Genomic DNA, 15,224 nt, shown 5'->3' on the forward strand with positions numbered 1-15,224 from the left:
GGGGCTGGTCCGTGGACCATCCCCGCGCCCCGGCGGCGGATCGTTCAGAGCCTGGCGAGCCCCTGCTCCAGGTCCGCCCAGAGGTCCTCGGGGTGTTCGATGCCCACGGCGAGACGGACAGTGCCTGGGCCGATGCCGGCGGCGGACAACTGCGCGTCGTCCAGCTGGCGGTGCGAGGTGCTGGCCGGGTGGATGATCAGGGTGTGCACGCCGCCCAGGGAGGGGGCGAGGGAGGCGAGCCGGACCGACTCGGTGAGGCCGCGGGCCGCCTCACGGCCGCCTGCCAGGTCGAAGGCCAGGACCCCGCCGTGTCCTTCGGGCAGCAGACGGCGGGCCAGCTCGTGGTCGGGGTGGGCGGCCAGACCCGGGTAGTGCACGGCGGTGACCGCCGGGTGCGCGGCCAGCCGGCCGGCCAGGTCGAGCGCCGTCTCGCAGTGACGGCGCATCCGCAGGGCCAGCGTCTGCATCCCGCGCAGCGTCAGCCAGGCCGCGTACGGGTCGGCCGAGGCGCCCAGCTCGGTGGCGTAGCGCCAGACGGTGCGGTGCAGTTCGTCGTCGGCGAAGACGGCGACGCCTGCCAGCACGTCACCGTGGCCGCCGAGGTACTTGGTGGCGGAGTGGATCACGATGTCGGCGCCGTGCTCGACGGGCCGGCAGAGCAGCGGAGTGGCGAACGTGTTGTCGACCACGCCCACCACCCCGGCCTCCCGGGCGACGGCGAGCAGGGCGGGCAGGTCGGTGACCCGGGTGGTCGGGTTGGAGATGGTCTCCAGGTGCAGCAACCGGGTGTTGGGGCGCAGCGCGGCCCGCACCTCGGCGGGGTCGTCGCCACGGACGTGGGTGACCTCGACGCCCCAGCGGCGGGTGAGGTCCGCGAGCATCGCGAAGGTGCCGCCGTAGAGGCTCTGCTGGGCGATCACGTGGTCGCCGGAGCGCAGCAGGGCGAGCAGGACGGTGTTGATCGCACCCATGCCGGAGGCGGTGGCGATCGCACCGGCGCCGCCCTCCAGGCCGGCCACCGCACTCTCCAGCGAACGGACCGTCGGGTTGCCGAACCGGTTGTAGAAGAACGCCTGGTCCGGGGCGCCGAAGGCCTGGACCAGCGAGTCGGAGTCCTCGAAGGCGAACAGGTGGCCCTGGTGAAGCGGCACCCCCAGCGGGCGGCTTCCGGTCACCTCCTGGACGGGCGGGTGGACGGTCCGGCTCTCGGGGCGCAGCGCGCCGGGGAAGTCACTCATGCCCTCCATCGTCGACGGGCCCACGCCACGACTGCCAGGGCCAATCCCGGGCAGGTGGACCGGACGGCGGTTCGCGAGCGGGGCGGGCCGGCCCGGCCCCGGGGCACGACGTGGTCGTCCACGACCCGCACCGGCCTCCGTCCTCCCGGCCCGGCCTGCGGGTTGCGCAGACCCCTGTGGCCGGGGTCGGCTGTGCCGGTGCGCACCAAGGCGGTCGACCATCACCGGATGCTGGACGTCGCGCGCGCCGGACCAGGTCGTAGCGCGCCGGACCCGGTGGTGACGAGCACTCAGCGGCGTCGGGCGAAGATGCGCTTGGCGGCGTAGACGATCCCGACGATCAGCAGGACGACGAAGAGGATGATCAGGATCACCACGACCAGCAGGAATTTGCCCAGCTTGGCGAAGAATCCTTTCTTCTTCTTCTCGGCAGCCTGCTTCCGGACCACGCCCTCCGCCGCCAGGTCGACCGCCGGGGCCTGTGCAGCGGCGGCCTGGACGGTGATGGCCTGGACGCCGGTGGCTTGAACGCTGGTGGCAGACGCTCCGGTGACCGCCACCATGGTCGGCCGAGGCGCGGCCATCGCCGTCGTGGCACCCACGCCCACCATGGCGGGCAGGGCTATCAGGGCCACCAGGGCGGCCGCCAGGAAACGTGCGATCCGGTGCGACATCGTGCTCCTCGTTCCGGGTGCGGGCGGCGCGCGCAGCCGGACCGCCGCCTCCCGGCGCCCGGCCCGGAGGTGGCGGTCCGTCAACGGCAAGCGGCGTCCCCCACCGAAGTTCTACAGACGCGTAGAACTTTAGCCGGTGCAGGCCGTCGGCCCGCCCGCACCCCCGGGCTCAGAGCCCGCCGGCCGGCAGCAGCACCACCCGGGCCGGATCGAACGGCTCCCAGCGGGCCGGGGATCCGCTCCGCGCCACCCGCAAGCGGCACCAGCGCGCCCCGGCCGCGTCCTGCCACCAGCCGCTGACCCGGCCGAGCGCCCATCTGCCGTCGCCGTAATGCACCTCGACCGGCTGACTGACCCACTCGACGTCCGCCTCCGCGACCGCCGGGCCTTCACCGCGCTCGCCGCCCCGCACCGGACTGCGCAGACTCTCCACCACGGTTCCGCCTCCCGTTCCGGACCAGGCCGCCGGCCCCCGCAACGGGACGGCCGCGCGACCGGACGTACAGCTCACCCGCCCGACTCTACAGTCGTGTAGAGCCCAGCGGACCGGAACCCGGCACGACCACCCCGTCCCTGCCCCACCCGTCCGGCCCGCCCGGCCCCGACCGTTCCCGGACGGCGGGATCCGGACGCTGAACCCGGCCTCCCGGCTCCGGCCCCAGGCCCCCGCACCCGCACCCGCACCCCGGCCTCCCGACTCCGCCCTCCCGAGTCCGGCCTCCCGACTCCCGCAGACACGGGGCCGACTCACCGTTTCCCGCTGCGCCCGGCCCCTGCCGGGCCTAACGTCGGTGCCGTACGGAACAGGCGGCCGCACCGGCGCCGCCCTCACCAGCCCCTCTCGCGCACAGGAGTACCGTGCCCACCATCACGACCAACGACGGCACCCGGATCTTCTACAAGGACTGGGGCAGCGGCCGCCCGGTCGTCTTCAGCCACGGCTGGCCGCTCAACGCCGACGCCTGGGACGAGCAGATGCGGCTGGTCGCCGAGAACGGCTACCGCGCCATCGCGCACGACCGGCGCGGACACGGCCGTTCCGACCAGCCCTGGCGCGGCAACGACATGGCCACGTACGCCAACGACCTGGCCCAGCTGATCGAGCAGCTCGACCTGCGTGACGTCGTCCTGGTCGGCCACTCCACCGGCGGCGGCGAGGTCGTCCGCTACCTCGGCCGGCACGGCACCGCCCGGGTGGCCAAGGCGGTACTGCTGGGCGCCGTCCCGCCCGTGATGCTCCAGGGCCCGGGCAATCCGGAAGGCACCCCGCTGGAGGTGTTCGACGGCATCCGCGCCGGGGTGGACGGCAACCGCTCGCAGTTCTACTGGGACCTCAGCGAGAGCTTCTACGGCTTCAACCGCCCCGGCGCCGACCTCTCCGGCGCCGAGGGCCTCCGCCGGGCGTTCTGGCTCTGGGGAATGCAGGTCGGCGCGCGCGGCGCGTACGAGTGCGTCCGGCAGTTCTCCGAGACCGACTTCACCGAGGACCTCAAGCGGATCGACGTCCCCGTGCTGATCGCCCACGGCGACGACGACCAGATCGTGCCGATCGCGGCCGCCGCCCTGAAGACGGCCCGGCTGATCCCGGACAACGTGCTCAAGGTCTACCCCGGTGCGCCGCACGGGCTGTACGGCGAGTTCCGGGCCGCGTTCGAGGCGGACCTGCTGGACTTCCTCAAGGCCTGACCAGCCCCGTCGGCCCCCCGGCCGGCGGGAACTCAGAACGGCGTGCCGCCCGGCTCCGGGGGCATCCGCCGCCCGGACGGCCTACCCCCGCGCCTACCCCCGCGACTCCGGCCGCCGGGCGCCGCGGCGGCGCTGCCAGAGGGCCGGCGGGACGACGGCGGCGAGCGCGGCCGCCTCCGGTGCCGGCAGCTCCTCCAGCGGGTCGGCCCCCTCCGCCCCGACCGGGCCGCCCGCCCCGCCCTGCGCCTGGCGGCTGTCGAACGCCCCCTGGTCGTCGAGGGCCTTCCGGTCGAAGGTGTCGGGGACCGGCAGGGTGTCCCAGTGGCTCACCGGCCAGGCGACGACGAAGGCACGACCGATCACGTTGTCCACCGGGACGAAGCCGCCACCGGGCTCGTTCACGTGGTAGCGGGAGTCGCGGGAGTTGTTGCGGTGGTCGCCCATCACCCAGATCCGGTCCTTGGGGACCTTCACCGTTCCCACCGGCGAATCGCCGCAGGGGGTCGCCCCCGGATAGACGTACGGCTCGTCCAGCGCCACGCCGTTCACCTTCACCGGGCTGCCGGCGTTGCACTCGACGGTGTCCCCGCCGACCGCGATCACCCGCTTGATCAGGTCCTTCTCGTCCTGCGAGGGCATCAGGCCGACCAGGCTGAGCGCTTTCCTGACACCCCGCACGACGGAGCTGCCGGACTCCTCCGGCGCCGTCTCCAGCCAGCCGCCCGGGTCACGGAAGACCACCACCTCACCGCGCTCGGGCCTGGCGCCGAACCACGGGGTCAGCTTGTCGACCAGCACCCGGTCGTTCTTCTCCAGGATGTGCTGCATCGAGCCCGAGGGGATCGAGAAGGCCTGCACGAAGAAGGTCTTGACGGCCAGTGAGAGCACCAGGGCGACCAGCACCAGGATCGGCAGCTCCTGCCAGAACGGGCGCTTCCTGCGCTGCTTCCCGGCCTCAGGCTCCGCGCCGGTCTCCACCTCGGCACCGTCCCCCGGTTCGGCACCGTCCCCCGGTTCGGCATCGACCCCCGGTTCCGCACCGGCCTCCAGCCCCGCCCCGCCGCCCTGCGAAACCGCCCCGCCCGCGGGAGCCGCCCCGTCCGCGGTCGCCGCCGCACCGCCCGCCGCGCCCACCCCGCCGGTCTCCGCAGTGTTCTCGCCACTCATCCCTGGGCCCCTCCCGACGGCCTGGCGGGGCCCGTACGGAACCCCGCTGTCAGCTAACGATCGGAGGTTCCCGGCCGCGCCCGGACGTGCATGCGCTCGCCCTGGGCCCCGAACAGGCTGAGGAACTCGACCGCGTTCGGCCCGGCGTTACCGAAGGCGTGCGGGATCCGGGTGTCGAACTCGGCCGCCTCGCCGGCCGTGAGCACCAGGTCCTGCGAGCCGAGCAGCAGGCGCAGCCGGCCCGCCAGCACGTAGACCCACTCGTGGCCCTCGTGCACCTTGGGTTCCAGCTCGGGGCCGGCCCGGAAGCCCGGGGGCATGATCTGCTTGTAGGCGTGCAGTCCGCCCAGGTGGCGGGTCAGCGGGACGAAGGTCTGGCCACCCCGGGTGAACGGGCGGGCGTGCACCCGCGGGTCACCGGTGGCCGGGGCGCCGACCAGCTCGTCCAGCGGGACGCGGTACTCCCGGGCCAGCGGCAGCAGCAGTTCCAGGGTGGGCTTGCGCTGGCCGGACTCCAGCCGGGAGAGAGTGCTGAGCGAGATCCCGGTGGCCTCGCTCAGCCGGGCCAGTGTGGTGCCCCGTTCACGCCGCAGCGCCCGCAGCCGGGGGCCCACCGCGTCCAGGACGGTGGAGAGCTCCTCCCCGGCGGAGGCGTCGGCGCCGGAAGCGGCATCGGCGCTTGCGTCGGCCTCGGCGGCGGCGGGTTTGGCGTTGGCATCGCCGGCGGCGTCGGCGGTTTTGGCAGCGTTGGCAGCGTTGGCAGCGGCACGGTCGCGGCTGTGGTGGGGGTGGGCCATGCCTTCCATCTGCCGCTCCGGCAAGCCGGTTTGTCAAACGGGCAGCACCCGACCGGGGCTGCGGGGCCTCTCTATGCTTTCCAGCATGAGAGTCCAACTGACCAGGGACAGCGTCGCGATGGGCGACGACACGTACGCGCCGCACGCCGGGACGCGGGACGTCCCGGACGGCACCTCCCTCCGGTGGCTCCTCGACGAGGTCCTGACCACCGGCTACCTCGCCACCATCGCCGGCGGACGGGCCACCTGGATCGCAACGACCGGTGACGCCCGGGCCGGTGACGCCGGGGCCGGTGACGCCCGGGCCGGTGACGCCACTGTGCTGGCCGTCCTCGCGCAACAGTGGACGGCGGCTCGGCTGTTGCCGGCCGGCACGGCCCCGCTCGCCACCCTCGCCGGCCCGGACGGCACCCTTCGGCTGCACTTCACCTACCGGGCGCAACGCGACCCGGAGGCCGAGTACGCCCGCCTGACCGCCGAGGTGGCCGGGTAGCGCGGCCGCCTCAGGGCTGACGCCGGCAGCCGCCGCCCCAGACGCGGATGCAGTGGTCGTGGGCGAACTCGGCGATCGGGTCGAACCAGTCCGTGAACAGGTAGACGAAGAGGCTGACCGCACCGCCGAGCAGCCCGCCGATCGCCGCGGCCGCGGCGATCATCCCCAGTAGCAGCCGCCACCGTCCGGCGCCGCCCCGGGCCCGTTCCTCGTACTCCCCCACGGCCGCCCCCTCGCCCCCCGGTCCACCGAGCATCCCGGCCCCGGAGTGCAGGCGCCAGCCAACGGGCGGACAGCGAGGCCGAGTTGTGACCAAGGACGGGCCGGCAGCCGTGCCCGTTACCGCCGCTCGGGCGGGTAGGGGGCAAGCAGGCCCAGAACCGTCGCTGTCAGGGTGGCGGCCGCGCCCTCGGCCGGCACGCGGCCGCCCTCGACCTCGGCGATGAGGGCGTGCACGAGGGCGTAGATGCTGGTGATGAGCCAGGGGCGCGGGAGGTCGCGACGGAAGGCGCCCTCGTCCTGGCCGCGCGCGATCAGGTGGTCGAGGCGCTGGAGGACGGGGTCGTGCCGACGCCGGACGTCCTCCGGGCCGAGGTGGCGGACGGCGGCGGCGTGGAGGCCCGAGAAGCGTTCCAGGAGCCGGGGTGTGCCGAGGAGCCGGCCCAGGGCCTCCGCCGCCGGGCCGGTCTCCAGGCCGATGGTGTCGGCGGCGGCGTCGATCTCGGCGAGGGTCCGTTCCAGGAGGGCGTCCAGGACGGCCTCTCGGGAATTGAAGTGCCCGTACAACGTGACCCGGCCGACGCCCGCCGCCTTCGCGATCTCGGTCATCGTCGCATCGGGGCTGCGGCCGAAGCAGACCAGGGCGGCGTCGAGGATCGCGGTGATGCTGCGTTCCGCGTCGGCGCGCCGTGCGGTCGGCGTGCGGCGCGGGCTGTCGGTCGGTGTCATGGCGGCAGCCTACGCGGGGTCCGGCCACGCCCGACCCGGGCCCGATCCGGTCCGGATCCGGGCCCGGTGGAGCCCAATGCGGCCCGGTGGGGCCGGCAGCCGAACACCGGGGCTCAGTGGGCGAAAACCAGACCCCAGCGGCCGAACAGCGGGCCCCAACTGCCGAACACCGGGGCTCAGTGGGCGAACACCGGGCCGTCGTTCGCCTCCGGCCGGCCCGGCGGCACCAGCCGGAGGGCGAGGACCGCCGTGACGAGGGCGGCGACCGCGGCGGCCGCGAAGGCGGTGCGGAAACCGGACATCCCGCCGGTGCCGGCGAGGCTCGGCCCGGCGAGCGCCGAGGCGAGTGCCACACCGAGGGCGCCGCCCAGTTCGTGGCCGGTGTTGACGAGACCGGAGACCAGCCCGGCGTTGCCGTGCCCGACGCCGTTCGTCGCCGTGGTGGTGGCGCTGACGAATCCGGCGCCCAGCCCTGCCGCCAGCAGCGTGAACCCGGGCAGGAACTCCACCGCCGCACTGCCCCCGCCCGGCAGCCGGGCCAGCAGCGCCGCCCCCGCTCCCGCCACGGCGAACCCGGCCACGGCGGTCGGCCGGAAGCCGAACCGGCCGAGGGCACGGGCCGCACCGTGGGCGCCGACGATCGTCCCGACGGCGGCTGGGAGGAAGAGCAGCCCCGTCCCGAGCGGGGTGTAGCCGAGCCGGTGCTGCACGTACCAGGAGGAGAGGAAGAAGCCGGCGAGCAGCAGACTGGAGGCGACGAGCATGAGCACCGTTCCACCCGCGATTTGACGATCCGTCAGAATACGGAGTGGGAGGAGTGGTTGACGCACCCTGCGCTCGACGAGCACGAACGCGGCGGCAACGGGCACGACGGCGGCCAGCGGGGCGAGTGCGCCGGGGCTGCGCCAGCCCGCCTCGCCCGCGTGCACCAGGCCGTACACGAGCAGGGCCACGGCGGCCGTCCCGGCGACGGCGCCCGGGAGGTCGAGAGCGGGCGGCCGGGGGTCGCCGGGCCGACGGGGGGCCGGGGCGGGGACCAGGTGCGGCAGGAGGGCCAGGACGGCGAGCCCCACGGGGACGTTGACGAAGAAGATCCAGGCCCAGCCGGGCCCGTCGGTCAGGGCGCCGCCGAGCAGCACGCCGAGCGCCGCCCCGCTGCCGCCGATCGCACCCCAGATGCCGAGGGCCCGGTGGCGTTCGGGCCCGTGGAAGGTCGTGGTGATGATCGCCATGGCCGCCGGGGAGAGCAGCGCGGCGCCGACGCCCTGGGCGGCGCGGGCGCTGATCAGCACGCCGCCGGTCCAGGCGAGCCCGGAGAGCAGTGAGGCGGCGGTGAAGACCGTCAGCCCGGCCAGGAAAGCCCGTCGCCGGCCCAGCAGATCGGCGAGCCGGCCGCCGAGGAGCAGCAGCCCGCCGAACGTCAGCGCGTAGGCGGCGACGACCCAGGTCAGACCGGAACGGCCGAGCGCCAGGTCCTCGGCGATCGACGGGAGGGCGACGTTCACCACCGTCACGTCGACGATCAGCATGAACTGGGCCGCGCAGAGCAGCGCGAGCGCCCGCCACCGCCCCGGGCCGGTGGCGGGGCCGGCGTGGGCGGGTGTGGGTCCGTGCGCGGATGCGTGCATGGGTCCGTGCGTGGATTCGCGCTTGGGTTCGTGCGTGGATTCGCGCTTGGGTTCGTGCATGGGTCCGTGCATGAAGAGCCCCCTAACTCGAACAGTCATGTTCGGGTTAGGTTAGCCGGAGTCGACGCGCCAAGTCGAACACCTTTGTTCAGTTTTACTCACCGCCCAGCCGGCCGTCCTACCGGTACTCCCGCAGCCGCGGGCGGACGCCGAGCGCCGTCAGGGCGAGCGCCATCGCCAGGGCGAGCGCACCCAGGGTGGCCGTGGTGGTGTCGAGGTCCGAGTCGGTCGCCGCGACGGCGTCGTCCATCGCCCGGGTGTTGACGTCGATGGTGTCGCCGATCGCGCGACCCAGCCGCTCGAAGTCGTAGTTGGACTGCCCGGGCGCCAGGCCGGTGTTGAGCGTGACCGCCTCCTTCAGCCGCCCGGCGTCGCGCAGTTCGCGGATCCGCCGGTCGTCCAGCTGGTACGCCTGGAACGCCGCGAGCACCCGCTCGGCGGCCTCCTGCTCGCCCGGGAAGGTGATGTTGCGAAGCTCCGTGCCGAGGAAGCCTCCGAACGGGACGGCCGCATGGTCGGCGCGGTGGCGGCCGGCCGCGGTGGCCAGCCGGGCGTTGTAGTCGGCGAGCGTGGCGCCGTCGACCCGTGCGACGGCCTGGGTCTTGTCCAGGAAGCTCTGCTGGTAGGCGGCGGCGCGGGCCGGGTCGGTGAGGTAGCGGCTCTCGTCCGCGTTCAGGTCGTACGCGACCGCACGGGCCCGGCTGAGCGCGATCACCGAGTCGTAGGCGTTGCTCTTGGCGACCACCAGGTGGTCGTCGGCCCGGGTCACCAGGTGGAGGCCGACGGCCAGGGCGACGGCGGTCAGCAGGGTGACGGCGGCGAGCGGCGGATTCACCAGGCGCCGGTAACGGACGGCGAGCAGGCGCTGGAGTCCGGCGAGGGCGGCCAGCGCGAGCAGGCCGGTGCCGAGCAGCCACCACCACCCGGTGGCGAGGCCGTCGCGGCCCCCGGCGTAGACGCGGTCCACGGTGGCGCCGCTCGCCGCGCCCACCTCGTCGGCGGCGGGCAGCAGGCGCTGCCGCAGCAGGTCGGTGGCCTGGCGGTAGGCGTCCAGCGCGGCCGCGGAGGGCTGCCCGGCCGGGGCGCCGGCCTGTTCCTCCAGCAGTTCGGCGCGGGCCACCAGCGCCTCGTAGCCTCCGAGTTGGCCGAGCACGGTCTGTACGGCACGCTGTCCGGCCGGGTCGCCGGCGGCCGCCTCGGCGGCCTGCTGGAGGTCGGCGTCGGCCTGGGCACGACGCTGCTCGTAGCTGTCGAGCGTCTGGCGGCGCAGCGACGAGAAGTCCGGGTCGGCGCCGAGCAGCAGGAGGTTGGCGGCCTGGGCGTCCAGGTCGCTGAGCGCGAAGTAGAGGTCGGCCGCGCGGGCCGCCTGCCGGGCGTCCCGGTGGCCGATGGCATCGGTGTCGGCGCGGGCGCCGGTCAGCACACCGGCGGCCGCCGTTCCCGCGGCGAGGAGGGCAACCAGACACAGCGCGGTGAGGGCGCGGACCAGGCGCGGGGTGCTCCAGCGCGTCGGCCGGCCGATGGGCAGCGGGAGAACGCGCGCCAGGGCCCCGGCCCGCGGTGCGGGAACCGCCGCTCCGGGCCCCACCTCCCCCGGTGAGCCCGTCCTGCCCGGACCGGCTGCCGTATCCGCACCCGCTGTACCCGAACCTGCTGTACCCGAACCCGCCGTGGCCATGGCCGCGCGTCCCCCTCCCCGTAGAACGGTCCCGCCCTCGCTCCCCCACAGAGCGAAAGCGGAACCGTTTCCTCAGCGCCGACGCTATGCCCCGACCTCGGGGGGTGAGGCCGTCCCTGACGCGTCCTTGACGCGGCCGGGCAGCGGTCTTGACGCCTTCTTGACGCGCGCCAGCGCATCACCGCGTCAGCGCGTCAGCCCATCAGCAGCTGATCCCCGTCAGGATGCCGACGGCAAGGGCTCGGGGCCGGCGCAGGGGCAGACACAGGGGCAGGGCGCAGGGGCAGGGGCAGGGCGCAGGGGCAGGGCGCAGGGGCGGGAGTACGGGCAGGAGCAGGGCCCAGCCGCCGCGCACCCGGCGCGCCCCGGGTCAGAGCCAGTTGCGGCGCTTGAACACCAGGTACAGCCCCGTGCAGACCAGCGCCATCATGGCGATCGCAAACGGGTACCCGAAGGCCCACTTCAGCTCCGGCATGGTGTCGAAGTTCATGCCGTACACGGTGCCGATGAGGGTCGGCGCGAAGAGGATGGCCGCCCAGGAGGAGATCTTCTTGATCTCGTCGTTCTGAACGTGCCCGGCCTCGGCCAGCTGCTTCATCTCCTCGTTCTGCCGCTGCGAGACCAGGGTCGCGTTGACGGTGAGGATGTTCTGCAGCATCTGCCGGAATCCGTCCACCCGCTCGGCCGCGTACGTGGCGTGGTCGGCCACGTCGCGCAGGTAGCGCTGGAGCTCGTCGTCGGTGCCGTACTTGCCGAAGCCGGCCTCCAGGCTCTTCATGATCTCCAGAAGCGGCCGGGTGGCCCGCTGGAGCTCGATGACCTCGCGGGAGAGCTCGTAGATGCGCCGGGAGACCTGCGGGTCGCCGCCGAACACCTCGGTCTCGATCTCGTCGATGTCGTGCTGGAGCCCCGCGATCACCGGCGCGTAGCCGTCGACCACGGCGTCCAGCACGGCGTACAGCACCGCCTCGGGGCCGAGCGCGAGCAGCTCCGGGTCGGCCTCCAGCCGGCGCCGTACGGCGGACAGGTCGGGCGCCTGCGAGTGGCGCACGGTGAGGACGAAGTCGGGGCCGACGAAGAGGTGGATCTCGCCGAAGTCGACCTCCTCCACGTCGTCCAGGTACCGGGCGGCGCGCAGCACGACGAAAAGGGTGTCGCCGTAGCGCTCCAGCTTGGGGCGCTGATGGGCGACGATGGCGTCCTCGACGGCCAGTTCGTGCAGGCCGAACCGCTCGGCGGCCTCCAGCAGCTGCGCCTCCGCCGGCCGGAACAGCCCGATCCAGGCCATCGTGCCGGGCTTGCCGGGCAGCTGGCGGTAGATGTCGGCCAGTCCGGCGGGCTCCCCGACCCGGTGGCCGTCGTGGTAGACCGCCGCGTCGACGACGGAACGTTCCAGCGTCACCGGCTCGGTGGGCTGCTCGTGCCGGGGGTCCATCGAGTGCTCGGGCGCCGGCTGGACGTCACCGGCGCGGGCCGCGGCCAGGCTGGGACGGGAGAACGGACGCTTGCTCGCGCGCACGGCGCGCACACGCCAGTCGGACATGGCGGGTACCTCCACGGTTCGGTGTCCACCGCTCCCGGGACCGGGGCTCCGGGGCGGGGCAGGCAGGGAGGCTCCCGGCCGTCCTCCACCGCGCACGGCGCCCGGCCGCCCGGCGGTGCCCGCCGGTGTCAGCGGCGGGCGGTAGGGCGGCGGAAGGCGGGAACGGAACGGGAGGAGGGGTGCCGGGTGCCGGAGGACGAGGGGAACATCCTGGGGCGGGGCCGACTTCGACCCGGACTACTGCACTCCACAGTTCTCACCTCCTCGCCGTCGGGCACCCGCACACCGGGTCGCCGTCACCTGGCCACCGGCGAGGGACCAGCCCGGTGGGCATGGCACGGCCGGCTGCCGCTTGGGCCTCCCACGGCCGAGCCGTTCCAGGGGTTGGCCGGGGCGCGTGACACGCGCCCCGCTCTCCCCCGTCCTCCCGCCGCTTTCCCACCCTCGCGAACGGTGTCGGGCGGTGCCGGGCGGTACCGGGCCGTGTTGGCCGGTGTCGTGGAAGGCGTCGAGGCCCGCATCCAGCACCCTACCCCAGGCCCGGTACCCGGCCGCCGCCCGTTCCGGCGTGGTCCCTCCCGCCGGCTCCCCCTCGTTCTCCCGCTACGTGGCCCGTCCGCCCCCCACCTCCCGTCCGCACCGCCCGCCGTCGCGGTGACAACTCCGCCTCCCGTCCGCACCGCCCGCCGTCGCGGTGACAACTCCGGGGCCTGTGCGGGGCCCTGATCACGTGACGGAACGGGTGCTCGCGCAGAGCGGCACGTCGCGGACAGGGCGGGGTTTCGCTCAGACAGCCGGCGCAGCCGCCGAGGCACGGGTCGTCGCGGAGATGAGAGCCTCGCGGGGTACTCGCGCCGCGGCGGCCAGGGCGCGCCCCACCGGATAGGCGTGCGCGCCTGTCGGGAGGTGGCCGGGGCGACCGCTCAGTACCACGTCGATGGAGCCCAGGACGCCGCCTGCTTCCCGGGTGCGGTGCAGTCGTCGCAGTGCTTGGCGGGCGACTGCCTCCGCGCTGTCGTACAGGGTGGTTCCGGCGGGCAGGCTCCGCAGAATCTCCGGAGCCACCAGGGGGTAGTGCGTGCATCCGAGCACCACGGCGTCGCAGTCCCGGGGGGTTCGCCCGGCCGCGTCGGCGATCGCCTCCGCTGCGGCAGCCGTGTCACCGTGGTCGATCGCTTCGGCCAGGCCTGGACACGCGATTCGCGCGACCCGCGTGCCATTCGCGAACTCCGCGATCAGACGGTCCTGGTAGTCGCTCTCGGTGGTACGGACGGTCGCCCACACGGCGAGGTTCTGGCCGGTTGCCGCGGCCGGCTTCACCGCGGGGACGGTCCCGATCACGGGAACGCGGGGCTCGAACCTCTCGCGCAGGGCGTCGATCGCGGTGACGGTGGCGGTGTTGCACGGGACCACGATGGCCTCCGCGCCGCGCTCCGTGGCCAGCTGGGCGGCGGTGAGCAGGCGGTCCGTGACGAAGGAGGCGGTCTTCGGACCCCAGGGGGCGCCCTCGGGATCCAGGAGCAGAAGCAGATCGAGCTCCGGGGCGAGGTGCCGAAGCCACCCGGCGGTGGAGAGGAGGCCGAATCCGGAGTCGATCAATGCCACTGTCATGGAGGGGAACGTACCAGCCGCCCTCCGGCCCGCCGCCGCTACCGCGGGGCGAGGTGGGCGGCGGCGTACGGGACGGCGACCGTCTCCAGGCCGCCGACGGTGCCGAACACCGGGTGGACGTTGACCTCGAAGACCACCCCGCCGTTCTCGGCCGCGAGGTCCACCCCGGCCAGCGGGAGGCCCAGGGACTTGGTGGCGGACACCGCCAACTCGGCCAGCCCGGCCGGGAGTCCGGCCTCCGTCAGCAGGGTGGAGACGGCGCCCTGGCACTCGTTGCACGGCGCGTCCGGGTCCGGCTGGACGTGTTCCACCGCGCGGACGACCCGCCCGGCGAGCACCACCACCCGGTACTGGTGACGCCGGCCGTCGGCGTTGAAGTTCCCGGCGTCGCGGGCGAGCAGCCAGTCGGCTCCCGCCGCGGCGTAGTGGTCCGCGGCTGCGGCGAGTTGGGTGCGGGTGGTGAGGTGGAAGACGTCGTTACCGCCCATGCCGACGGTCGGCCGGGCCCAGACGTCGCCGCCGAGCCGGTCGAAGGCCTCGACGGCGGCCTCCGGACTCGGCCGGGAGAGCGCGATCGTGGGCATCTGCGGGATGCCGTCGCGCGCGAACCGTTCGACGGTGCGGTCCTTCTCGGTGGCCGCCCGCCACGCCTCGGCGTCGGTTCCGAGCGAGCGGACCCCGTATGCGCGGAGCCGCCGCTGGCACGGCTCGAAGTCGCGGCGCCGGTGCGGCGGGATCTCGTAGACGAGCACCGCCTCCGCCGTCACCGCGACGCCCTCGGCGGGCACCTCCAGGCGCACCGCGCCGCCCGGCCCCGCATTGCTGATCCGCCCGGTGCCGCCGCTCATGAAGTGCCGCGCGTCGAGGTGGACGGGCACCCGGCCGGTGAGCAGCCGCACGGCCGTGGAGAGGGTCTCCCGGCTGCCCTCGGTCGAGCTGTGGTCGGTCATCAGGACGAGCTCGTGGGGACCCATGCGGCCATGGAACCGCCGCGCCTCCCGCACCGGCAAGAACGCGTTATCCGCCGCTCCGGCGGCGAGTGGCCGGAACCCGACCGGTCTGCGGCCTGCGCCTTGTGCGCGGCGTTGAGGGCCACGCAGATATGTCCGGTGGCTCCGGGTCGCTCGTCCGGTGGCCGTGCGTGGCGACGCCCGGGGCCCGGGTCGACGATGGGGCTGTCGTGCATTTCCCTGCGATCGGAGGCAATGATGGCGACCCTGACGGTATGGCGCTTTCCCACCGCGAGCGGAGCCGATGAAGCTCTCGGCACCCTGAAAGAGCTGCAGCACCAGGAGCTGATCAAGGTCCAGGACGGAGCGGTGATCACCTGGCCGGACGGTGCCAGGAAACCCAGGACCCGCCACCTGAGCGACATGACCGGCATGGGTGCCGTGGGTGGCGCCTTCTGGGGCTTCCTCCTCGGAATGATCTTCTTCGTCCCCATTCTCGGCGCGGCGATGGGTGCCGCCGGCGGCGCCTTGGGTGGTCACCTCGCTCACCTCGGCATCGACGACGACTTCATCAGGCAGGTGCGGGAGAAGGTGACACCCGGCACCTCCGCACTGTTCGTCCTCAGTTCGGACGCCGTGCTCGACCGCGTCAGGTCCGCGTTCGAAGGCCGCCACGCCGAACTCCTGGAGACGAACCTCTCGGCGGACGAAGAGGCGCGGCTGCGCGAAGCGTTCACCGAAGGCGAGTGAG

The 15,224-nt window shown here is 74.1% G+C and carries 15 protein-coding genes; 3 read left to right on the plus strand and 12 right to left on the minus strand.

Annotated elements, in window-relative coordinates; translation table 11 throughout:
- Positions 1-44: 44 nt before the first annotated feature.
- From ACFC1F_RS26905 to ACFC1F_RS26915, 3 genes are all read right to left on the minus strand, one after another.
- Positions 45-1,238: a trans-sulfuration enzyme family protein gene (locus ACFC1F_RS26905; protein WP_376162012.1), complete on the minus strand. Its 1,194-nt coding sequence runs from the start codon at positions 1,236-1,238 to the stop codon at positions 45-47.
- Between the two features lie 290 nt (positions 1,239-1,528).
- On the minus strand, positions 1,529-1,912 hold the full coding sequence (locus ACFC1F_RS26910) for a hypothetical protein (RefSeq protein WP_376162014.1): 384 nt from the start codon (positions 1,910-1,912) through the stop codon (positions 1,529-1,531).
- Between the two features lie 169 nt (positions 1,913-2,081).
- Positions 2,082-2,348, minus strand: coding sequence for a hypothetical protein (locus ACFC1F_RS26915; protein WP_241002314.1), 267 nt, complete (start codon positions 2,346-2,348; stop codon positions 2,082-2,084).
- 422 nt (positions 2,349-2,770) lie between these two features.
- On the opposite strand from ACFC1F_RS26915, the gene ACFC1F_RS26920 reads away from it, so the two are divergent.
- Positions 2,771-3,598: an alpha/beta fold hydrolase gene (locus ACFC1F_RS26920; protein ID WP_376162016.1), complete on the plus strand. Its 828-nt coding sequence runs from the start codon at positions 2,771-2,773 to the stop codon at positions 3,596-3,598.
- A 93-nt stretch (positions 3,599-3,691) separates the two neighbouring features.
- Here ACFC1F_RS26920 and lepB read toward each other — a convergent pair whose 3' ends face one another.
- Positions 3,692-4,765 (minus strand): signal peptidase I, encoded by a 1,074-nt coding sequence (gene lepB, locus ACFC1F_RS26925; RefSeq protein WP_376162018.1) that lies wholly within the window; start codon positions 4,763-4,765, stop codon positions 3,692-3,694.
- Positions 4,766-4,818: 53 nt separating this feature from the next.
- On the minus strand, positions 4,819-5,562 hold the full coding sequence (locus ACFC1F_RS26930; RefSeq protein ID WP_376162020.1) for a helix-turn-helix domain-containing protein: 744 nt from the start codon (positions 5,560-5,562) through the stop codon (positions 4,819-4,821).
- Positions 5,563-5,647: 85 nt separating this feature from the next.
- On the opposite strand from ACFC1F_RS26930, the gene ACFC1F_RS26935 reads away from it, so the two are divergent.
- Positions 5,648-6,055 carry a hypothetical protein gene (locus ACFC1F_RS26935; RefSeq protein ID WP_376162022.1) on the plus strand — a complete coding sequence of 136 codons (408 nt, stop codon included), beginning with the start codon at positions 5,648-5,650 and terminating at the stop codon, positions 6,053-6,055.
- A gap of 10 nt (positions 6,056-6,065) precedes the next feature.
- On the opposite strand, the gene ACFC1F_RS26940 is transcribed toward ACFC1F_RS26935, so the two are convergent.
- From ACFC1F_RS26940 to ACFC1F_RS26970, 7 genes are all read right to left on the minus strand, one after another.
- Complete coding sequence (locus ACFC1F_RS26940; RefSeq protein ID WP_209410883.1) at positions 6,066-6,278, minus strand: hypothetical protein; 213 nt, start codon at positions 6,276-6,278, stop codon at positions 6,066-6,068.
- A gap of 116 nt (positions 6,279-6,394) precedes the next feature.
- The gene (locus ACFC1F_RS26945) at positions 6,395-7,003 is read right to left on the minus strand and encodes a TetR/AcrR family transcriptional regulator (protein WP_376162024.1); all 609 of its coding nucleotides are present in this window, start codon (positions 7,001-7,003) and stop codon (positions 6,395-6,397) included.
- A 176-nt stretch (positions 7,004-7,179) separates the two neighbouring features.
- Entirely contained in the window at positions 7,180-8,631 is a 1,452-nt protein-coding gene (locus ACFC1F_RS26950) for an MFS transporter (RefSeq protein ID WP_376162026.1), read from the minus strand.
- A 178-nt stretch (positions 8,632-8,809) separates the two neighbouring features.
- Positions 8,810-10,279 carry a hypothetical protein gene (locus tag ACFC1F_RS26955; protein WP_376162028.1) on the minus strand — a complete coding sequence of 490 codons (1,470 nt, stop codon included), beginning with the start codon at positions 10,277-10,279 and terminating at the stop codon, positions 8,810-8,812.
- 460 nt (positions 10,280-10,739) lie between these two features.
- Positions 10,740-11,912, minus strand: coding sequence for a magnesium and cobalt transport protein CorA (locus ACFC1F_RS26960; protein ID WP_376162030.1), 1,173 nt, complete (start codon positions 11,910-11,912; stop codon positions 10,740-10,742).
- A gap of 786 nt (positions 11,913-12,698) precedes the next feature.
- A complete protein-coding gene (locus ACFC1F_RS26965) occupies positions 12,699-13,523 on the minus strand; it encodes a glutamate racemase (RefSeq protein ID WP_376162032.1) in 825 nt (274 codons plus the stop codon).
- A gap of 38 nt (positions 13,524-13,561) precedes the next feature.
- Entirely contained in the window at positions 13,562-14,497 is a 936-nt protein-coding gene (locus tag ACFC1F_RS26970; RefSeq protein ID WP_376162034.1) for a RimK family alpha-L-glutamate ligase, read from the minus strand.
- 234 nt (positions 14,498-14,731) lie between these two features.
- On the opposite strand from ACFC1F_RS26970, the gene ACFC1F_RS26975 reads away from it, so the two are divergent.
- A complete protein-coding gene (locus tag ACFC1F_RS26975) occupies positions 14,732-15,223 on the plus strand; it encodes a DUF1269 domain-containing protein (RefSeq protein WP_209411093.1) in 492 nt (163 codons plus the stop codon).
- Position 15,224 lies beyond the last annotated feature (1 nt).

Origin of the sequence: Kitasatospora sp. NPDC056181 (genome assembly GCF_042266225.1) — a bacterium.
Lineage (GTDB): Bacteria > Actinomycetota > Actinomycetes > Streptomycetales > Streptomycetaceae > Kitasatospora.